General features: G+C 62.4%; 21 protein-coding genes and 1 pseudogene. 10 read left to right on the top strand and 12 right to left on the bottom strand.

Annotated elements, in window-relative coordinates; translation table 11 throughout:
* Positions 1 to 70: 70 nt before the first annotated feature.
* The 4 genes from JQ597_RS33855 (at position 71) to JQ597_RS33840 (ending at position 3,757) form a co-directional block, all read left to right on the top strand.
* Positions 71 to 700, top strand: coding sequence for a pyridoxamine 5'-phosphate oxidase family protein (locus JQ597_RS33855; protein ID WP_212269752.1), 630 nt, complete (start codon positions 71 to 73; stop codon positions 698 to 700).
* A gap of 174 nt (positions 701 to 874) precedes the next feature.
* Complete coding sequence (locus tag JQ597_RS33850) at positions 875 to 1,681, top strand: dienelactone hydrolase family protein (RefSeq protein WP_249148424.1); 807 nt, start codon at positions 875 to 877, stop codon at positions 1,679 to 1,681.
* Between the two features lie 212 nt (positions 1,682 to 1,893).
* Complete coding sequence (locus JQ597_RS33845; protein ID WP_212269750.1) at positions 1,894 to 2,238, top strand: hypothetical protein; 345 nt, start codon at positions 1,894 to 1,896, stop codon at positions 2,236 to 2,238.
* Between the two features lie 298 nt (positions 2,239 to 2,536).
* Positions 2,537 to 3,757, top strand: coding sequence for an ABC transporter substrate-binding protein (locus JQ597_RS33840; RefSeq protein ID WP_212269749.1), 1,221 nt, complete (start codon positions 2,537 to 2,539; stop codon positions 3,755 to 3,757).
* A gap of 86 nt (positions 3,758 to 3,843) precedes the next feature.
* Here JQ597_RS33840 and JQ597_RS33835 read toward each other — a convergent pair whose 3' ends face one another.
* A complete protein-coding gene (locus JQ597_RS33835; protein ID WP_212269748.1) occupies positions 3,844 to 4,575 on the bottom strand; it encodes a glutathione S-transferase family protein in 732 nt (243 codons plus the stop codon).
* A 67-nt stretch (positions 4,576 to 4,642) separates the two neighbouring features.
* Positions 4,643 to 4,891, bottom strand: coding sequence for a hypothetical protein (locus tag JQ597_RS33830; protein WP_212269747.1), 249 nt, complete (start codon positions 4,889 to 4,891; stop codon positions 4,643 to 4,645).
* A 114-nt stretch (positions 4,892 to 5,005) separates the two neighbouring features.
* Between JQ597_RS33830 and JQ597_RS33825 the strand changes: the two genes are divergently transcribed.
* Positions 5,006 to 5,704 (top strand): helix-turn-helix transcriptional regulator, encoded by a 699-nt coding sequence (locus JQ597_RS33825; protein WP_211999372.1) that lies wholly within the window; start codon positions 5,006 to 5,008, stop codon positions 5,702 to 5,704.
* Positions 5,705 to 5,910: 206 nt separating this feature from the next.
* Positions 5,911 to 6,213 carry a YkgJ family cysteine cluster protein gene (locus JQ597_RS33820; RefSeq protein WP_212269746.1) on the top strand — a complete coding sequence of 101 codons (303 nt, stop codon included), beginning with the start codon at positions 5,911 to 5,913 and terminating at the stop codon, positions 6,211 to 6,213.
* Positions 6,214 to 6,369: 156 nt separating this feature from the next.
* Here the strand turns inward: JQ597_RS33820 and JQ597_RS33815 are convergent, their stop codons facing one another.
* Positions 6,370 to 6,774: a hypothetical protein gene (locus JQ597_RS33815; protein ID WP_212269745.1), complete on the bottom strand. Its 405-nt coding sequence runs from the start codon at positions 6,772 to 6,774 to the stop codon at positions 6,370 to 6,372.
* Between the two features lie 248 nt (positions 6,775 to 7,022).
* Positions 7,023 to 7,376: a DUF3307 domain-containing protein gene (locus tag JQ597_RS33810; protein WP_212269744.1), complete on the bottom strand. Its 354-nt coding sequence runs from the start codon at positions 7,374 to 7,376 to the stop codon at positions 7,023 to 7,025.
* Between the two features lie 413 nt (positions 7,377 to 7,789).
* Between JQ597_RS33810 and JQ597_RS33805 the strand changes: the two genes are divergently transcribed.
* A complete protein-coding gene (locus JQ597_RS33805; RefSeq protein WP_212269743.1) occupies positions 7,790 to 9,193 on the top strand; it encodes a TAXI family TRAP transporter solute-binding subunit in 1,404 nt (467 codons plus the stop codon).
* 84 nt (positions 9,194 to 9,277) lie between these two features.
* On the opposite strand, the gene JQ597_RS33800 is transcribed toward JQ597_RS33805, so the two are convergent.
* On the bottom strand, positions 9,278 to 10,144 hold the full coding sequence (locus JQ597_RS33800; RefSeq protein ID WP_212269759.1) for a DUF6537 domain-containing protein: 867 nt from the start codon (positions 10,142 to 10,144) through the stop codon (positions 9,278 to 9,280).
* A gap of 35 nt (positions 10,145 to 10,179) precedes the next feature.
* Positions 10,180 to 10,848, bottom strand: coding sequence for a Crp/Fnr family transcriptional regulator (locus JQ597_RS33795; RefSeq protein ID WP_212269742.1), 669 nt, complete (start codon positions 10,846 to 10,848; stop codon positions 10,180 to 10,182).
* Positions 10,849 to 11,078: 230 nt separating this feature from the next.
* Here JQ597_RS33795 and JQ597_RS33790 point away from each other — a divergent pair.
* The 3 genes and pseudogenes from JQ597_RS33790 to JQ597_RS33780 all read left to right on the top strand — a co-directional run.
* Positions 11,079 to 11,246 (top strand): annotated as a pseudogene (locus JQ597_RS33790) (cyclic nucleotide-binding protein); the annotation flags it as partial.
* Between the two features lie 21 nt (positions 11,247 to 11,267).
* Entirely contained in the window at positions 11,268 to 12,053 is a 786-nt protein-coding gene (locus tag JQ597_RS33785) for an enoyl-CoA hydratase/isomerase family protein (RefSeq protein ID WP_212269741.1), read from the top strand.
* Positions 12,054 to 12,319: 266 nt separating this feature from the next.
* A complete protein-coding gene (locus tag JQ597_RS33780) occupies positions 12,320 to 12,577 on the top strand; it encodes a hypothetical protein (RefSeq protein ID WP_212269740.1) in 258 nt (85 codons plus the stop codon).
* 83 nt (positions 12,578 to 12,660) lie between these two features.
* Here JQ597_RS33780 and JQ597_RS33775 read toward each other — a convergent pair whose 3' ends face one another.
* The 6 genes from JQ597_RS33775 to JQ597_RS33750 form a co-directional block, all read right to left on the bottom strand.
* Positions 12,661 to 13,374: a nitroreductase gene (locus JQ597_RS33775; RefSeq protein WP_212269739.1), complete on the bottom strand. Its 714-nt coding sequence runs from the start codon at positions 13,372 to 13,374 to the stop codon at positions 12,661 to 12,663.
* 2 nt (positions 13,375 to 13,376) lie between these two features.
* The gene (locus JQ597_RS33770) at positions 13,377 to 14,621 is read right to left on the bottom strand and encodes an acyl-CoA dehydrogenase (protein ID WP_212269738.1); all 1,245 of its coding nucleotides are present in this window, start codon (positions 14,619 to 14,621) and stop codon (positions 13,377 to 13,379) included.
* Between the two features lie 17 nt (positions 14,622 to 14,638).
* Positions 14,639 to 15,886: an acyl-CoA dehydrogenase gene (locus JQ597_RS33765; RefSeq protein ID WP_212269737.1), complete on the bottom strand. Its 1,248-nt coding sequence runs from the start codon at positions 15,884 to 15,886 to the stop codon at positions 14,639 to 14,641.
* A 134-nt stretch (positions 15,887 to 16,020) separates the two neighbouring features.
* Positions 16,021 to 17,148, bottom strand: coding sequence for an acyl-CoA dehydrogenase family protein (locus tag JQ597_RS33760; RefSeq protein ID WP_212269736.1), 1,128 nt, complete (start codon positions 17,146 to 17,148; stop codon positions 16,021 to 16,023).
* 160 nt (positions 17,149 to 17,308) lie between these two features.
* Positions 17,309 to 19,180 carry an AMP-binding protein gene (locus tag JQ597_RS33755; protein ID WP_212269735.1) on the bottom strand — a complete coding sequence of 624 codons (1,872 nt, stop codon included), beginning with the start codon at positions 19,178 to 19,180 and terminating at the stop codon, positions 17,309 to 17,311.
* A gap of 51 nt (positions 19,181 to 19,231) precedes the next feature.
* Positions 19,232 to 20,038, bottom strand: a complete 807-nt coding sequence (locus tag JQ597_RS33750) for an enoyl-CoA hydratase/isomerase family protein (RefSeq protein ID WP_212269734.1) — start codon at positions 20,036 to 20,038, stop codon at positions 19,232 to 19,234.
* Positions 20,039 to 20,105: the final 67 nt, after the last annotated feature.

The raw sequence follows: 20,105 nt of genomic DNA, 5'->3' as shown, positions 1-20,105 counted from the left end.
TTCGGGAGATAGCATCTTATTGACCAGCAGAGGCGCACCGGCGCCATCGAACTTGGCAGGAGCAACTCCAATGTCAGACGTTCACACCTATTCCAGCGACGTTGCCTTCACCCCGGCGGTGAAGGCGGTGCAGTCGCGCAAGGGATCGCGCGACGCCTATGCCCGCGTCGAAGAGAACGGCGGCTGGCGCACCGAGATCGATGAAAACCTCGCGGGCTTCCTGGGCGAAACCAACAGTTTCTATATCGCCACCGCCTCGGGCGCCGGCCACCCCTACATCCAGCATCGCGGCGGCCCGAAGGGCTTTGTCAAAATCATCGACAAGAACACGATCGCGTTCGCCGATTACAGCGGCAACCGGCAATACATCACGCAAGGCAATCTCTCGGAGAACCCGCAAGCGCATATCTTCGTGATGGACTATGCGCACCGGAGGCGCGTCAAGATCTGGGGCGAGGCGCGCGTGGTCGATGACGACCCGGCACTGACGCAGGCGTTGATGCCGAAGGGCTATAAGGCGCGGCCCGAACAAGTCATCCTGTTCCGGATCTCGGCATGGGATACCAATTGTCCGCAGCACATCCCGCAAAAATTCGACGCGGGCGACGTCGCGACGGCCTTGGCCTCTCGCGACGCCCGCATCGCCGAACTTGAAGCAGAACTGGCCGCATTGAAGGGCCAGCCTGCATCGGCGACCTGAGCGGTGCACTCATAAATCGATCATGTCCGCTTGGCCGCCAGGCGCGGTAGTATCAGGCTGAAGCGGCCCGGACCTGGAAACCGGAAACCTTCGCACCCGCTGGACGACCAGGCGAACATTCAAGGGGAGACGCCATTGCCTGGAACAGTCGCTTCCCGAGCCGCGGCATTGCTGATGCTCTGGAGCGGCGTAGGTGCGCTGATGGCTGACGCATGGGCCACACCGCTGGAGCGCGTAGAGTTTGAAAGCGCCTCTCAGCGGCTCGTTTCAGGCACGCCCATTCCGGGCGAGCGCATCCAGGGCGATCTGGCCAAGCCCGATGGCGCAGGGCCTTTTCCCGCGGTCGTCGGACTGCACGGCTGTGCCGGGATGCACGACACGACAAAGCAAAAATTGACCGATGAACTTGTCGCCCGAGGCTATGTCGTCCTGCTCGTCGACAGCTATGCAACGCGTCTTGGTACCGATCACGCCTGCACATCAAGCGCGTTTGCCACCTTCGTCAGGCGCAGGCCGGATGCTTACGGGGCGCTCGTCTTCCTGGCTGGGCAAACCTTCGTCGATCCGCGGCGTGTGGCTGCGGTCGGCTTCTCGGCAGGTGCTCGGGTTGCCCTCTCTGTGGCGGAGCCCAATTCGTTCGAACTGTTCGGCCCTCCAAGCACTCTGCAGTTCCGGGCGGCGGCGGCGTTCTATCCTCCGTGTCAACAGGCCATGGCGCGTCCGGGGATACCCACGCTCATTTTCACCGGGGCCCTCGACGATTGGACGCCGGCGGCAGATTGCTCCGGTAAAATCGCCAGCTGGGGCAACGACGGGCCGCCAGTCGAGCTCGTTGTCTATCCCGGCGCGTACCATGGATTCTATTACCCGCACCTGAAGCCCGGCACGACCCTGTTTGGTCACTGGCTGGAATACGACGGCGAGGCAGCGGGCAATGCAAGTCAGCGCCTGCACCGGTTTCTCGATCGCCATCTCAACTGAGGGCATGCCGATAGCGGCAACGGAAGCTCGTCCAGCTGGCATCCATGCGCGTATGGTTGCGCTAACGGGCCCACGTCAGAGCAAGTTCGGCTGGACCCACAATGAAAAACTCGCCCGTTTCGTCTACGGGCGAGTTCTTACGCGTCAGCCGATCAATAGACCGAGCAAACGTTGATCACACCGTACGAGGTCACCCGCCAGCAGCCGTAGCCATGGGCGTGATGATGATGACCGTGATGGTGGTGGCCGTGGTGGTGATGGCCGTGGTGGTGATGGCCATGATGATGGTGGCCATGATGGTGATGGCCGTGGTGATGGCCGTGATGGCCATGGCCGCCATGGCCGTGGCCACCGTGCCCGCCGTGGCCACCATGCCCGTGCCCACCAGCGAACGCCGCGCTATTGATAGACAGCGAGGCAGTGCTCAGAGCGAGAACTGCAATCGCCGAAACAATGAGCTTCTTGATCTTCGTCATAGTCATTCTCCCGATTGGTGCAGCGCGAGTACCGCCTGCTGTGATCGGGAACGTAGCCAAGCTCAAAGTCGCGCGATGTGACGGAGATCACTCAGGCCGCTGGAGCGTGCCGGTCCTACCCGGCACGCCGGAGATGCGGAGTATTGGCTTCGCGTCATTCGCGGCGGTTTGATCGAACGCCGGCGACTTCCGGTCTACCCCCGCCAAACATCGCGCGGCTGCGTGCGCGCCACGACACCTCTGACGGTTTGCAACCTGATTTGTAACCAGGGTGCCGAAGCCTCACGCGCCGCTTTCCGGTCCTTGATCCAGATCAAGTTGATCGCCTTCAATCTGCCTTGAAATCCGGCTGCACTCTTTTTGTAATTGAGTTCATCCGATGCAGATCTGGATCCGAACACCGATTGCGATCGTGGTGGCGCTCGCGTCTTTGGGCGCGATCACCGAGCGGGTGCGCGAGCCTGATGTCACCGACACTGAAATTCGCATAGGGAACGTTATGCCCTATAGCGGGAATTTGGAGGCGTTCGGAGCGATCGGAAAGGCCGAAGCCGCGTATTTTGAGATGATCAACGAGCGTGGCGGGATCAACGGCCGCAAGGTGCGCTTCATCTCCCGTGACGACAAATCCAATCCGTCGACCGCCCTGGAACTTACACGCGACCTGATCGAGACAGAGAATGTCCTGCTGATGTTCGGTTCTTTCGGAACTCCGGGGAATTTTGCCGTCCGCACATACCTGAACGAGCGGCAAATTCCTCAACTCTTTGTCGCCTCCGGAGACGATCATTTGAGCGATCCAACCCTGTTCCCCTGGACAATGGGCTGGCAACCCTCGATTCGAGAAGAGGGGCGCATCTACGCCAACTACATCCAGGCGTTCTACCCCGGAAAAAGGATCGTCGCGCTTTGGCAGAACGATCATTTTGGTCGTGAACTGTTCAGGGGGCTGCAAGACGGGCTCGGGGACATCGCCCGGATGATCAAGGTCGACATCGCCTACGATGTCGCAGACGAGCATCTGGGCACACACGTATCGGTCCTGAAGCGATCAGGCGCCGAGATTTTTGTATTTGCGGGCGCGCCTGCGGACCTGACGAAAGTGATCCGAAGCGCGGCGGAACTGAACTGGCACCCGGTGTTCCTGCTGAACCACATGTCGTCGTCGATTGCGACGGTGCTAAAGCCTGCCGGCCCGGAAAAGGCCCTGGGCGTCATCACCGCTACCTTCCTGAAGGATGCCAATGATCCGGTCTGGAAGGACGAACAAGCCGTCAAGGACTGGCAGACTTTCATTGAAAAATACAACCGGGCCGGAGGCAACGACGACAGCGCCGCCATGTTCGGCTACGCGGCCGCCGAGACACTCGCCCAGGTGCTCAGACAATGCGGCGATGACCTGTCTCGCGACAACGTCATGAAGCAGGCAGCGGCCCTCGAAGACTACCAGGGCTCGATCTTGCTACCCGGAATCAAAATCAACACTGGACGTTGGGATTTCCGGCCGATCAAACACCTGCGACTGGTTCAATTCGACGGCCGTAGCTGGCAACCGATCGGCGACGTGCTCGAAACGGCTTTCTCCCGGGCCCAAAAATAGCTGCGTCCGGGCGAAACAACAGACCAATCTGCGTCGGAGAAGCGGACGACGCGCAAACCTGCCCGTCGCCGACTCAGAGTTCATCCTTACGCAGCCTCCTGCTGCAGCGGCGCCCAGCTGAACTCGGGATAATATTGCAGCATCATCCGGTCGACATAGGCGGTCAGGTTGCCGAACTTCTCGGTCTGCTGCCGCAGCGGCGATTCGAAGTACGGCGTCAGGATGCCGGCAATCGCACCGAAGGCGGTGGCATCGGTGCCGCAAGGCGTGTCGCCAAACAGATAGGGCTTGTCGCCGAGCTGAACCGACAGCGCAAACAACGACCGGACCGCAAGGTCGACATCCTCTTCCGGAGCATGGCGACCGAGACCGCTCAGCAGATAGTTCTCCGCCACCCGGAACTGCGCGTCCTCGCGCAGCTTCTCGCGCATGTGGTCCGGCGCGCCGTCGAAGAAATGCGCCGGTCCCTTGGCGAAATTCTCGGTATCGACCCAGCGGGCGCCGACCAGTGCCCAATAAACATGATGCTCGATCATCCGCTCGAACGCCCAGGCTTGCGCCCGCGCCTGCAAGCTCAGCGGCGCGTCGAAATCGAAGCCGTATTTGCCCTCGATGTGGGCGCGGATGAAGGTGGAATCGGCGATGCTCTCGGCCTCGTCGACGATGTATGGCAACTGCCCCTTGGGCGAGGCCGGCGGCATCGCCTTCTCCTTGCGATAGGCAAGTCCAGCCATCTTCAGCTGGACCTCGGTCTTGGTCACAAAGGGGCTGATTTCCGGCAAGCCAAAGCCGGCGCCAAAGCCATAGAGCGTGATCATCCGAAAAACTCCTGATTTCCTTAAGAACGTGGGGAAAGCCTAATGGCGCGCTGCTGCCACCGTGGTGTCAGCAGCAGCAATGCCGGCCGCGACCCTCCTCTTCCCGCGGCGCACGACGCCCACGGGCCCGCGACAGCAACTGCCCTTGCGCAAAGGCGCACATTGCTGTGAATGAACGCCATGCCAGCTCGACCATCGCCCAGCGCAGATCTGACGTGACGCAGTGGATGGAAACCAGCTGTTCCAGGGCGAAGGCCTGGGTATTCGTAAGACGCCTGCGGCTTCCCAGGGGACCAAATTCGCTGAAAATCGTCATGGACAAATTCCCTTCAGTTGAGGTGTTGTCCCGATATACCGACCCCCTGCTGCCAACATGCTGTCAGCATCAGCCAGGCGGGCTTACGAAAAGAGCCAAGAAAAGAGACTCGCCATGAGACGCGCCGACCGGCTGTTCCAGATCATTCAGGTGCTCCGGCGCACGCGAAAGCCGCTGACGGCGGACGCGATCGCGGCCGAACTCGAGACCTCGAAACGCACCATCTATCGCGACATCGCCACGCTGATCGAACAGCGCGTGCCGATCCGCGGCGAGGCCGGCATGGGCTACATCCTGGAGAAGGGATTCGACCTGCCTCCGTTGATGCTGACGCCCGACGAGATCGAAGCCGCCGTGCTCGGCGCGCAATGGGTCGTAGGTCATGCCGATCCCGTGCTGGCACGCGCCGCGCAGGACCTGATGGCGAAGATCGCCGACACGGTCCCGGAACGGTTGCGGCCTTTCGTTCTCGAACCTGCAAGCCGCGCGCGGTCGGTCTGGAACCGGGAACCGGACCGTATCGACATGGTGCGGACACGCGCCCAGATTCACGAGGGCAAGAAGATCACCCTGGACTATCGCGACGAACATGGCCGCGAGAGCAAACGCACGATCTGGCCGATTGCCATCGGCTATCACGAAGCGGTGCGGATCATGGCGGCGTGGTGCGAGCTGCGGAAGGATTTTCGGAGCTTTCGCACCGACCGTGTCGTCGACGCGGTGTACCACGACGAAAAATATCCGGAGCGGCGCGATTTGCTGCGGGCGAAATGGCGGCGCAGCCTGGTCTGGGAAGCCCCGAAGGATACGTAGAGCAACCTCCACACGAACCGTACGAATCGCGGCAGCACCCCCACCCCAGCCCAAGAGCGAGCTTCGCTCGTCTCGACCCCCGCAAGTGCGGGAGAGGGAGTGCAGTTCCATCGCGGGCGCAGTTCGATCTTCTCGTCATGCTCCGGCCGCGACTGGTCGGGCGCATCATTCCGCGCTAAACGGCAGCGATGGATGAAGCCGGATCAATGATTGCCAGCGAAAGCCCCTGCCAGGCCTGCGGCGCCTGCTGCAGCTATTCGCAGAACTGGCCGCGCTTCACGACCGAGGACGATGCCGACCTCGACCTGATCCCGGAAAAGTTCGTCAACGACCGGCTGTCGGGAATGCGCTGCGACGGCGACCGCTGTTCGGCGTTGTCGGGCAAGGTCGGCGAGGCGACGGCGTGCACCATCTATGCGGTGCGGCCCGAGGTATGCCGGACCTGCATGCCCGGCGATCCCGAATGCGCGATGGCGCGGAAGAGGCATGGGCTGGCGGCGCTGGTGTAGCTCACTGCTGTCGTCCCGGCGCAGTCAGATGCGCAATTGCGCATCGGGGGACCCATACGCCGCGGCCCGTGTTGTTGGAAAAGAAAGATAACGACCAGCGTGCGAAACAATTTCTGCCGGTGGCTATGGGTCCCGGCGTTCGCCGGGACGACGGACTTACGCCGGCACCGCTTCGGCGAGGTCTTCGTCGTCGATTTCGTCTTCAACCGGAGCGAAGGTGGAGAGCGGCTTGGTCGAAAGCGTGATCGGCTTGCGGTTGCCGTAGGACGACGAGGGCGCGGAGCGCGCGGCCGGCTCGCGGGACAGCGCGTAGAGGGTCGAGCCGACGCGCCCGCCCAGCGAGATCAACTCGCGCTCGGTGCAGCTGGCGGCAATGGCGAGGGCCAGCGAGTGCAGGTGGCTGCGGCGGTAGCAGAACAGCGCCAGCATCGCGCGCGTCTCGGAGGAGACACTCTCCACCAGAAGCGGCAGGCCGTTGGCGTTGGCGCGGTACATCTCGCCGAGCAACTCGTCCCGGACCGGGCAGAAATCGTTCTCGAAGGCTTCGCGGCTTGAAAACATTGCGGTTCTCCCTATGCGGAAGATGCAGTGCAATACTCTAACGAAAGGTTAACCACCCGTACCAGTAGTGTTCCGGTGCTCTTGCCAGTTTCGACCAAATCGGACCGGCGCAGCCGGTGATTCGCCTGGCGCGAATTGCGCCTAAACCCCTGCCGCCACGGGCTGGCCGGCGGTCACGTGCAGACCAGGGCAGGCTATGCGTGAGGGAGGCTGGTGCCTATCCGGAATACTCCGGTCCGTAGGCCGGATCAGTTCGCCGCCATGAAGATCGCCAGGCCGAAGCCGGTGAGATGGTGCAGCGCCTGATCGACGCCGATCAGCGTCCAGAACCAGGGATGCTCATTCTCCAGCGTCACCCCGAAGGACGATGCACAGATCCCCTTGGCGCGATCGATCGTGATGTGGATGGCGAAGTCGATAAAGGCGACGAACCAGAACCGCGGCGCGACCACCATGATCAGCAGCAACGATGTCACGAGATGCACCGAGCAGTGCGCCAGCAACGGCATCGCCCAGCCGGTCTTCTGGTCCTTGCCGATCGCCATCCAGGACGTCTGAAAAATGAAGTCGGCAATGATGTGCTTCACCGTGAGAAGCAACATCCATCCCACCAGCGCAGCAACCGGGACCGACGACGACATGGAAGGAAACAACAAAGCTGACGCCCTTTGCTGGGACTAACGAGGTGGCAATAAAACCGGGGGTCTAGGCTGTCAGCGAATTTTCTTCTCGAACCCGGACGTGAACGTTGCCGTTATTTATGGCACCTCCCGGACCGGAATGCACCTGTGGGTGGTTGGAAAAAAAAATGGTGTGGCCCAACGGCGATACTGCGGCATCGGCGCGCAGCTTTTGCGGGTAAGGTTACCGGCGGGGGAGCGATTTGCAATCCGGCGGGGGCAGGATATCATTGCCGCGCAGGGAAATTGTCGTTCGTTTCTAGGCATTTACGAATTCATTTGGATGGCCTGCGACGCCGATTTGGCGGCGGGATGTCCTCCGACCGGGTATAGCCATGAGTGCTGGAGCCCCCACGCCAAAACCCGGTATGCCACGGCGCCTCCGTATGCCGGTCGTCAAAAGCAACCGCTCCCAGATCGTGCTGTTCTCGATCCTGACCCTGATTCTTACCGCCGCAACGATGTGGGGCGGCCGGGCTTTGGTGCGAAATTCGGAGACGCTGGTCTTTGCCGTCGGCGAAGCCAATGGGCCCGAGGCGCGTTTTGCGGCCCGGCTTGCCGCCGTCCTGAAGAACAATTCGTCGCGGCTGCGCCTCAAGATCGTGCCCAACGCCGACAACGCCAAGGCGGTCGCCCAGTTCGACCGCAAGGAAGCCAACCTGGCGATTTTGCGCACCGACGCGAAAATCCCGTCCCGGGCGCGCGCGGTTGCGATCCTTGAACACGACCTGCTGCTGCTGATCAGTCCCGCCGGCAAAAAGATCAAGACCGTCACCGAGCTGAAGAAAAAGAAGATCGCCGTCGTCGCCGACCGCGAGAGCAGCGTCACGCTGATCCGGAATATGCTCGAACTTTCCGAGCAGCCGGAAGCAGCGGCGCGAATCCAGTTGGCCCCGCCGGGGTCGACCTTCGACAAGCTGTTCGCGTCGGGCTTCGGCGCCGTGGTCGCCGTCGTCCATGCCTCGAAGGTCGTGAAGGACAGGAGTTACGAGCAACATGCCAGGCGCGGCGGCTTCACGCTGAACGCGATCGACGCCGCGAAGGCGATCACCCGGAAATATCCTGCCCTTTCGGAGGAAACGGTCACGACCGGCATGCTGTCGGCGGCGCCGACGTTGCCCGAGGAAGATATCGAGACCATCGGGCTGCAATGGCTGCTGGTCGCGCAGTCAAATCTGTCGACGACAACCGTCAGCGACCTCGCGCGCATCATCTACGAGAACAAGGCCGAACTCGCGCTCGACGGCGGCTTCGCCTCCAAGATCGAACCGGCCGCGACCGACAAGGATGCCTTCATTGTCGCGCATCCGGGGGCTACCGAATACATCAACGACGAGATCAAGTCGTTCGTGGAGCGCTACAGTGACCTGATGTATGTTGCCCTCGCGGCGCTCGGCATCATCGGCTCGCTGTTCGCCACCATCTACACCAAGGTCACACGCATAGCGCCCGAAAAGGCCAGCCAGCTGGCCACCGCCATTCTCGATATCGGCGAGCGGATGGCGGATGCCAAATCCCTCGACGCGCTCGACAAACTGCAGGACGAACTTGAAGCCATTATTCGGCGCGTGGTGATAGGGCTGCGCGACGGCACCATCTCCAGCGACGGGCTGGATACGTTCAAGCTCGGCTATGAATTCGTGCGCGACGAAATCGGCATGCGCCGCGATCATCTGAAACGGCACCCGCCGCCCCAGGACGACAAGGTGGTAGCCGTGAAGACCGCGCAAAGCGCGTAATCACGCTACCGGGCCAAGATCAGATCGCATTGCATCCACGATGAAGTTGCGTTCCCTCTCCCGCTTGCGGGGACGTGAAGCAAATCACCCCGCAGCGGCGCTCGAGCCGCTGGCCGGCACCCGCGCCCTGATTTCCTCGATCTTGCGCTTGAGCGCGGCCTGCCGCGGATCGGGCAGCGCCGCTGCGCGCGCTTCCGCTACCGCTCCGGCGAGATCTGATAGCGCCAGCACGCCGTCGAAGGTCGGCTTGGCCAGGCCGTCGATGATCGCGTTCCAGTCCGCCATGCCCTGACGGTAGACGTCGCCATAGCTCTCGATCATGGTCGCGGTCTGCACGATTTCAGAAGCCGCGGCCGGCTGTTTGTCCAGGCTGCGGCTGATCATGTGCAGCCAGCGTTCGACCCACAGCCGCTCCTTGGCGTAACGCACCGAATAGCGCCGCCACCGCTTCAACCCGGCTTCAATCTTGAGGCGGCGAACGCCGAGACGGCTTGCCGCGCTGAATCGAATGGAAATCCGCTTGTGCGCCCACCCCGCCCAGTTAAGCGCATCGATCAGATATTCCGCGATAATGGCGGGGAGCGCGCTCACCAGTTCGTCGACCCGGAATTTCCTGATATCGACGACCGGATTGTAGTTCCCGCCGGACCCCTCGTTGAATTCGGCAAGCTTGAGCTGCGCGATCCGGATCGGATCCTCGTAGCTCATGCGCACCGCCATCAGCCGCGCGATCTCGACCAGCATCGCATCATCGACCCCATTGCGGCCGACGAACCGCCGCAGCCGGTCGACGTAAAGCTGCGCATAACTCGTGCTCTGATAGTCGATCAGCAGATGGATGGCATCGCTCGCGACATCGGTCACCGCTTCTGGCAAGCCCTCGGGAAGGAATGGCGGGGTGTCGTCCTCCTCACCGATGAAATCGGCGAACAGATAACGCAACGACGACATGAAACCGCGGTCTGACACTCCCTTAGCTCCGGCCTCTACGCAGGTTTCGGCCCGGCGGCAGATGCCGCCGTTTGCTGGGCCAGCTGGTGCTGCAGCGTCTCGAGGTTCTGAAACAACCGGGCGCTGGCGAGGCGAAGGAAGTAAAAGCCGAACGCCGGATTTTGAACGTAGAGTTCCTCGACCTTGCTGTAGCTGACGCTCAGCACGAGGCCGGCCTCCACGCATTCCAGCGACTGGGTGCGCATGTTCGACGGCGACAGCATGCCAAGCTCGCCGACGATGGCGCCGACCGGCAAGACGATACCGGACTCGACCAGCTTGAACTTGCCGCTGACGATGTAGAGCATGTCTTCGGCCTTCTCGTCCTTGTAGAACAGCATTTCCCCGGCCGCGCAATCGCGCTCGGTCATGAACGGCTTCAGCCACTCCATCGACAGGTCGCTGTTGACCGATTTTTTCACGTCGCGCACGAGCTGCAACATCTGGTGCAGCCGATAGGAATTGACCAGCAGCATCGCCACCTGAACCACCATGACCAGATAATTACGGGACGGAATGGCGGTCAGGAACAGGGCGATGTTGGCGAGAATGCCGAACACCCGCAAAGGAATCATCGTCCGCATCGTGGTGGTGGCGATCACGAAGATCGACGCGAAGAGGGCGCCGGCCGTGCCGGCATGTTGTGCCAAATGAGACGGATCCATTGGAAGCCAACCAATTTTTCAGGGAGTGAATTTTTTCGCGATTTTATTGCAGTGCCGCTATTGTAAAGGCCGCAGGCTATTTTCGATATGCGGGGAAAAAACGACGATTTGTCGGGATTCGACAAAATTCATCCCCCGCCGGGCTTGCCGCGCAGCCTCGCCGGCGGGCAATTCGACGCGGTATCGCGGTTTGCCGGCCGTCGTTGACGGCCTTCCCTGCGGCGGGCACTTTGCGCAACAATCTGCGTTCCGCCGATGTCACCACCACGCGGCTGTCGAAGCTCTTGGTGCTTGACCTCGTCGATTTTCGCCTGCTGATGGCACGGCATCCTGACCTCGCCCAGACCATCGACGCCGAGGCCAAACGGCGCGCGCAAGAAAACAAAGAGAACAAGTAAATAACAAGAATGGAGAACGATATGCCCAGTTCAGCCGCGGCGGCGAGCTCGCCGGTACTCGACATCAGCGGCGCGCGCGCCACCATCCGCCTCAACCGGCCGAAACATTTGAACCGGCTGCAGAGCGAGGATCTCGGCGAACTCGTGAAACTGTTCGACCGGATCGAGGCCGATCCTGACATCCGGGTGCTGGTGCTGACCGGCACCGGCCGCGCCTTCTCGGCCGGCTACGATCTCAATTCGGTCGCCGACCGCGCCACCAGCGCCAGGGAAGAGCAGAGCGCGGGCTCGGCGTTCGAGGTGGTGGTCAACCGCCTGGAAGATCTTGGGGTGCCGACGATCTGCCGGCTCAATGGCGGCGTCTATGGCGGCTCGACCGATCTGGCGCTGGCCTGCGATTTCCGCATCGGCGTCGATACGGCTGAAATGTTCATGCCGGCGGCGCGGCTCGGCCTGCATTATTACAAGAGCGGCATCGAGCGTTACGTGACGCGGCTTGGCGTCGACAACGCCAAGAAGTTGTTTCTGACGGCGCAGAAGATCTCGGCGCCCGAGATGCTGCGGATCGGCTATCTCACCGCGATGGTGCCGATTGCGATGCTCGACGAGGAAGTAGGCAAGCTTGCGAACATCCTCGCCGGTAACGCGCCTGTCGCGATGCGCGGCATGAAACGCGCCATTAACGAATTCGCCCGTGGCAAGCTCGACGAGGCCGCCGCGAACCAGCGCCACCGCGAGAGCATGCGCGGCGACGAGATCAAGGAAGGCATCAAGGCCTTCGCGGAAAAGAGGGCGCCAAGATTCTGATTCTGCCTTCTCCCCTTGTGGGAGAAGGTGGCATAGGCGGCCTTCGGCCGCCGTTCTTAGAACGCCGATGCTTTGCATCGGCTATGGCGCCGGATGAGGGGTCTCCCACAAGGGGAGAAGGGAAGAAAAGGTGTCGTCCCCCCGCCCCCACGAAACATTCCTGAAACACGATTCTCCGGAACCGGCGTGAACGAATATTCAAGTCGCGCCGACAGAGGTGCAGGGACGAAACAACGGCCCCCGCGCCTTTCAAATTGGAGAATACAATGCTTCGCAAGGTTACCCTCGGACTGATCGCCGCCACCGCCCTCACCCTCGCCGCTGCTGCGCCCGCCGCCGCCGGCCCCTTCCATCATCACCACCACCACGGCCATTGGGGTCACGGCTGGGGTCACGGCTTCGGCGTCGGCTTCGGTGGCGTCTACCTCAACACCGGCTATGGCTACAACGACTGCATCCAGCAGCAGTGGGTCGAAACCCGCCGCGGTCTGCGCCTGCGCACCGTCAATGTCTGCGCCTACTGATCTCGTCTGAATCCAGATAGCGAAAAGCCCCGGCCGCCATTGGCGATCGGGGCTTTTCCTGTGCGCTTGATGATTTGAATACGCTATTCGTCGAAGAACGTGACCGTATCGGCCACGCTTGCGCGCGAAGTCCGGTAGGTGTTGACCTTGTGCGCATTGTCGGCAAAGCCGAACGAAATGCCGCAGACCACGCGGCGGTCATCGGCGAGGTTGAAGTGCCGGCGGATCAGCCCGGAATGCCGCGCCAGGGCGGCCTGCGGAATGGTGCCGAGACCGAGCGCCTGCGCCGCCAGCATGAAATTGCCGACATAGGCGCCGCAATCGACCGCGCCGTAAGTGCCGAGCGGCTCGTCGGTGTGAATGACAGCCACATGCGGCGCGCCGAAGAAGTTGTAATTCTCCAGCGCCTGTTTGGCATAAGCCATCTTGTCGCCTCTGGCGATGCCGAGCGTGTTGTAGAGCTGGAATCCGCTCTCGCGCCGGCGCTCGAGATAGACGCCGAGATATTCGCGCGGCGGCGTGAAATCATGGTCGTCCTTGCCGCCCGAGGAAGCCTCGGCATAGATCGCCTTGCGAAACCGCTCCTTGGCCTCGCCGCTCGCGATCAGCACCTGCCATGGCTGGCTGTTGCACCATGACGCGGTGCGCTGCGACACGGCGAGGATATGCTCGATGGTCTCGCGCGGCACCTCGCGCGGCAGGAAGGCGCGCACCGAGTAGCGTTCGCCGAGCAATTCCTCGAGCACACCGATGCGGTCTTCGGCCGCGTAGCGCGCCTTCGGCGCTTTTGCATCCATGGTCATCGCCCTTTGGTCGGGATCTTGTTGAACGGCACGTCCTTGTCGACACGGATATCGCCGGGCAGGCCGAGCACGCGCTCGGCGATGATGTTGCGCAGGATTTCGTCGGTACCGCCGGCAATACGCATCGACGGCGAAGAGAGCAGCATCTGCTGGAACTGGCCGCTTGCGGCTTCTTCATCCGCCCCGGCCAACGCACCGGCTGCACCCTCCAGGTCCATCGCGTAGGTCGCGATGTCCTGCAGCATCGTGCCCGACACCAGCTTGCCGATGGAATTCTCCGGTCCCGGCCGCTCGCCCTTCGACAGCGACGAGATCGCGCGGTAGCTGGTGTATTTCAGTCCGCTGGCCTTCACCGCCCAACTCGCAAGTTTGGAACGGACAGCTGGATCGTCGATCGCGAGCCCGTCATCGGTCATCAGGTTCGAGCAGAACTCGAACATTTCAGGAAAACCGGTCGCCAGCCGCGAGCCGATCGACATGCGCTCGTTCATCAGCGTGGTGAGCGAGACGTTCCAGCCGTCGCCGACCGCGCCGAGGCGTTGATGATCCGGGATCACGACGTCGGTGAAATAGACCTCGTTGAACTCCTGCATGCCGTTGGCCTGCTTGATCGGCCGCACCTCGACGCCCTTGCTCTTCATGTCGAGGAAGAACATCGTCAGGCCCTTGTGCTTGGGCACGTTGGGATCGGTGCGGGTGATCAGCAGGCCGTAATCCGAATAATGCGCGCCCGAGGTCCAGATCTTCTGGCCGTTGATGATCCAGTCGTCGCCCTGCTTCTCGGCACGGGTACGCAGGCCCGCGACGTCGGAACCACCGGCCGGCTCCGAAAACAGCTGGCACCAGATATGTTCGCCGGACGCAAGCTTCGGCAGATAATGCCGCTTGTGCTCCTCGCTGCCGAACGCCATCACGGTCGGGCCGCACATGCCCTCGCCGATCTGAAACGGCTGCGTCAGCTTGCCGTAGACACCTTCTTCCTGCTGCCAGATCACCTTCTCGATCGGCGTGGCGCCGCGGCCGCCATACTCCTTCGGCCAGTGCAGACAGGCCCAGCCGCCTTCGGCCTTCTTCTTCTGCCAAGCCTTGCCGACATCGACGATCTCTTCCTTCTCCAGCCGGATGCGGCCGAGCGAGGATTTCGAAAGCTCCGCCTCGTATTTTTTCGGCGCGTTGGCTTCCATCCATTTGCGGGCGAGGCTACGGAATTCGGCTTCCTGCGGGGTATCGTCGAAGTTCATGGCGGCTCCTTTCGCGCTTACGCGCGTCCCTTGGTCGGAATCTTGTTGAACGGCACGTCCTTGTCGACCCTGATGTCACCGGGCAGGCCAAGCACGCGTTCGGCAATGATGTTGCGCATGATCTCGTCGGTGCCGCCCTCGACGCGGGTGCCCGGCGCACGCAGCAGCATGGCCTGGAATTTTCCGGCAATCTCCGCGTCCTCCGGCCCGCTCAGCGCGCCGGCGGCGCCCTGCAAATCGAGCGCGTACATCGCGACTTCCTGCACCATCGAGCCCGCCACCAGCTTGCCGATGGAATTCTCGGGACCCGGACGATCGCCCTTCGACAGCGCCGAGATCGCGCGCATGCTGGTGTACTTCAGCCCGCTCGCCTTGACGGCATAGTTCGCCAGCCTGGAACGCACGTTGCGGTCCTCGATCGCAGGACCATCGTCCAGCATCAGGCTGTTGCAGAAATCGAACAGCTCCGGAAAGCCGGTGGAAACACCGGCGCCGATCGACATGCGCTCGTTCATCAGCGTCGTCAGCGAGACGTTCCAGCCGTCATTGACGGCGCCGAGCCGCTGCGAGTCCGGTATCTTCACATCCGTAAAATAGACCTCGTTGAAATCGGATTGGCCGCTGGCCTGCTTAATGGGTCGCACCTCGACGCCCGGGCTCTTCATGTCCAGGAAGAACATGGTGAGACCCTTGTGTTTGGCCACATTGGGATCGGTACGAGTCAGCAGGATGCCGTAGTCCGAATAGTGCGCGCCCGAGGTCCAGATCTTCTGGCCGTTGATGATCCAGTCGTCGCCCTTTTTCTCGGCGCGGGTGCGAAGCCCGGCGACATCGGAGCCGCCGGCGGGCTCGGAGAACAGCTGGCACCAGACCTTTTCGCCCGAGGCCAGCGGCGGCAGGTACTTTCGCTTCTCCTCCTCGCCTGCGAACGCCATCATGGTCGGCCCGCACATGCCGTGGCCGATGATGAACATGCCCGAGAGTTTTCCGAACGGGCCTTCCTCCTGCTGCCAGATCACGCGCTCGATCGGCGACGAGCCACGGCCGCCATACTCCTTTGGCCAATGCAGGCAGGCCCAGCCGGCATCGGCTTTCTTCTTCTGCCAGGCCTTTGCGACCTCGAGGATGTTGGCGCCCTTGAGCACGGTGCGGCCGAGCGAGGATTTGCGCAGCTCTTCCTCGTACTGCTTCGGCGCATTGGCCCCGATCCAGGCTTTCGCCTCGGCGCGGAACGCGGCCTCCTGCGGGGTGTCATCGAAGTTCATTCGTTTTATCCTTGCTCGTCATTCCGGGATGGTCCGAAGGACCAGACCCGGAATCCAGAAGTTATCATCTCGAGATTCCCCGATGTGCAATTGCACATCTGAGGTTCGCCGCTCTGCGGCGCCCCGGAATGACGTCAGGCCGCGTTCTTCTTGCGCATGCGGTCGATCAGCTGATCTTCCCAGTACGACAGGCTGCCGAGCGTCACTGCGGTCGCGTTGGCACGGCGGTAGTACATGTGGCAGTCGAACTCCCAGGTGAAACCCATGCCGCCATGGACCTGGATATTGTTCTTGGAGCAATGCTGGAACGCCTGCGTCGCGCTGATGCGGGCGGCGGCGGCGGCTTCCGGCAATTCCGAGGCGTTGGTCGAGAGCGCCCAGGCGCCGTAATAGCAATTCGAGCGCGCCAAGGTCGCCGAGACATACATGTCGGCAAGGATGTGCTTGACCGCCTGGAACGAGCCGATCGGCCGGCCGAAGGCGATACGGTCGAGCGCGTAATCACGCCCCATCTCCAGCGCGCGGTCGGAACCGCCGACCTGCTCGAACGCCATCAGGACAGCCGCGCGGTCCAGCACTTGCGTGAGAATGCCCCAGCCTTCACCGGCGGCGCCGAGCGGCTCGGCCTTGCAGTTCTTGAAGGTCAGTTCGGCCTGGCCGTGGGTCGGATCGATGTTGGTCAGCGACCTGACCTCGACGCCGCCGGCCTTGAGGTCGACCAGGAACAGCGAGATATCGGCATCGCGGCCGGTCGATCCGGTGCGCGCGGCTACGACGGCGAAATCGGCGATGGCGCCGTCCGGCACTGGCTTCTTAACGCCGCTCAGCGTACCGCCGGAGGCCGACAACTTGATCGCCTGCGGCGATGGATTGCCCTTGCCCTCGAACAGCGCCAGCGTGCCGATCGCTTCTCCGGAGGCGATCTTCGGCAGCCATTTCTGCTTCTGCGCGTCGCTGCCCGCGAGCAGCAGTGCTTCGGCGGCAAGATACACCGTCGAGGAGAACGGCACCGGCGCCAGCGCGCGGCCCATTTCCTCGGCGATCACGCAAAGCTCGAGATGCCCGGCACCGGCGCCGCCAAACTCTTCCGGGATCGCGACGCCGAGAAAGCCCATTTCGGCGAGGCCCTTCCACAAGGCCTTGTCGTAGGTCGCCTTGCCGTCCAGCACCTCACGCACCGCTTTCGGCGGGCACTTCTCGGCAAGGAACTTCCTCGCCGCATCGCGCATCTGCTTTTGTTCGTCGGAGAAATCGAAATTCATGGCGTGTTACCTTTTCTTACGGTCATCTTATTTGCCGTCATTCCGGGGCGCGCGAAGCGCGAGCCCGGAATCCATCGCGCCAAGGAACGCGCGGCCCAATGGATTCCGGGCCTGCGCCTAACGGCGCATCCCGGAATGACGAGTGGAGAGAGTTTCGCTTTCATTTCAGTACAATCACGTCCTCTCCCGGATTGTCGGCGTAAAGTTGCTCCACCAGCGCGGCGCGGCGTTCGAGGCCTGCGCGCTGGTTGATGTAGCCTTTGTCGGTGAGTTCGTTGCCGTCGATGGAGGGCGGCTCCGCCATCAGCATGGCGCGGGCGATCCGCATGCTGCTGCCGGTGCAGGAGGCGTTGTGCGCTTCCAGCCCGCGCTTCAGGCAGGCGATAATTTCGGGATGCCTGACCACGTCTTCAAACGACGCGTCGGGATTGCCGACGAGTTGCCGGCAGGCGTGCAGATTGGGCCAGGCCAAGAGCCCGATGAATTCCCGGTCCTGCCCCGCGACCAGCGCGTCGTGCACCGCGGGTGTGGCGGCGGCGATGGCATCCGTGCGCAGCGAGCCGACATGGACGAAGGTGCCGGTGGTGAGCTTGAAGTCCTCGACCACGCGGCCGGCGAAGATGATGCCCTGCAGCGGATCGTTGTCGTCAACGAACACACCGGCATCGCCGATGCAGTAGAAACCTTCCTCGTCGAACATCTTTTTCGTCAGATCGGGCTGACCGAAATAGCCGGGTGTGACGTTAATGCCGCGCAGGCGCAGCTCATATTTCGAGCCGCACGGCACCATCTTCAGCTCCACGCCGGGGAACGGCAGTCCGATCAGGCCGACGCGCTCGGTGTCCCAATAGGTGCCAGTGGAGGTCGGCGCGGTCTCGGTCGAGCCCCAGCCGGTATAGAACACGATGCGCTCGCCGGTAGTCTTCACCGCCAGCGCCTGCATGCGATCATAGAGATCGTCGGGCAGCCGCGCGCCGCCATAGGCCATGACGGTCAGATTCCTGAAGAAGCTGCGGCACAGCGCATCGTCTTTTTCCATCGCCGCCGCCAGCGCCGCATAGCCGGCAGGCACGTTGGCGTAATAGGTCGGCGACACCTCGCGGAGATTGCGAAGAGTCTCCTCGAACAGGCCCGGCATCGGCCGCCCGTCGTCGATATAGAGCGTGCCGCCATCGACCAGGATCGGATGGAATGCCGCGTTGCCGCCCATGGTGTGGTTCCACGGCATCCAATCCAGCATGGTCGCGATCGGCCCGTTCGGATCGCGCGGCCGCACCTGCATCATCATCGCCGCATTGGCGCACATCATCTCCTGGGTGTTGATGACGGCCTTGGGCATGCCGGTCGAGCCCGACGTGAACAGCAGCTTGCCGACGGTATCCGGCGTGATCTTTGCGATCGACTCGTCAACGGCCTTCGTCACCGTCGTCGCGGCGAGGTCGGCAAACGACACGCTCTTGATGCCTTCGCAGGGCCGCAGCACATGCACGACGGTGACGCCGGTGAGATCGAGCGCTTTCAGCGCCTTCTCGAAGGTCGGGCCATCCTGCACCATCACGACCGCAGGCTTGATCAGGTTGAAGAGGTATTCGAGCTTGAGATGATCCTGGCTCATCAGCGAATAGGCCGGTGACACCGGCGCCGCCGGCAGGCGCGCCTGCATCGCGGCCTGCGTCATCAGCGCGTGCTCGATGGAATTGCCGGACAAGATCGTGACCGGGCGACCATCTGCGACGCCGAGGTTGAGCAGGCCCTGCGTCAGCCCGTCGACGGTGCGCCTGGCTTCACCGTAGGAAACCTTTCGCCATTGCCGGTCCGCGCCGCCGCGCTGCGCCAGCCAGATGCGATCGGGCGCTTGCTTTGCCCATTTCGCCAGCGAGGCCGGAATATGCTTCTCGTAAGACTGCAGCGGAATGCGCGACTTCAGCACGATGACGCCGTCCGGCCGCCGCGCGACATCGATGTCGCGCTTCAGCCATTCGATCTTGCGAAAGCCGGGCTTGGTCAGCACCTCGGCTGCGTTCCCACTCATATTGCGCCTCCCGGAATTCGGTCCTTTTTCGGATCCTTCGTTCTTGTCTTGCTATCGTTTGATATAGACAGGCTTTCGCTTTTCAAGGAAGGCCCTGATGCCTTCATTGAATTCTTCCGAGCGGCTGCACAGCACCTGATTGCGGTCTTCCATCGCGATCACGGCTTCGATCGACCCGGCATCGACGCTCATATTGAGGCATTCCTTGGAAAGCCGGAGGCCCACCGGCGAGGCCGTCATCATCGCCTCGATATAAGGTTCCGCAGCCGCATCGAGCCCGCCTTCCTCGACCACTTCAGACACGAGACCAACCGCGAGCGCGCGCTCCGCGCCGATGAAGCGTCCGGTCAGGATCAGTTCCGACGCCACGGACACACCGACCAGCCGCGGCAGGAAATAGCTGGTGCCGATATCGCAGCCGCCGAGGCCGAGCTTGATGAAGGCGCAATTCATCCGCGCCGATCTGGTGGCGATGCGAATATCCGTCGCCAGCGCCAGCGCAAAGCCGCCGCCGGCCGCAGCGCCCTGCACCAGCGCGATGATCGGCTGTGGACAACGCCGCATCAGCATCACGATGTCGCCGATCCGGCGCTGCGAATCCAGCGACTCGGTGACGCCGGGCGGCTCCTGCTGCGCGGCCCGGCGCTTCATGGCATGTTTGAGATCGAGCCCGGCGCAGAACGACGCACCGGCCCCTTTCAGCACCACCACACGCGTGGTGCGGTTGCGTTGAAGCCCCTCGAAATACGCATTCAGCGCATCGATCATGTCGGGGTTGAGCGCGTTGAGGCTATCAGGGCGATTGAGCGTCACCCGGTCGACCCCGTCATCATGTTCGATCAGCAGCGGTTGAGTCACGAAGCGCTCCTCCGTCGTCGTCCCGGCGAAGGCCGGGACCCATAACCACCGGCCTTCGTTACGACCA

The organism is Bradyrhizobium sp. AUGA SZCCT0177, from assembly GCF_018130125.1.
GTDB lineage: Bacteria > Pseudomonadota > Alphaproteobacteria > Rhizobiales > Xanthobacteraceae > Bradyrhizobium.
Note: the sequence above shows the minus strand (reverse complement) of the source record. Positions and strands in the feature narration are given on the sequence as shown.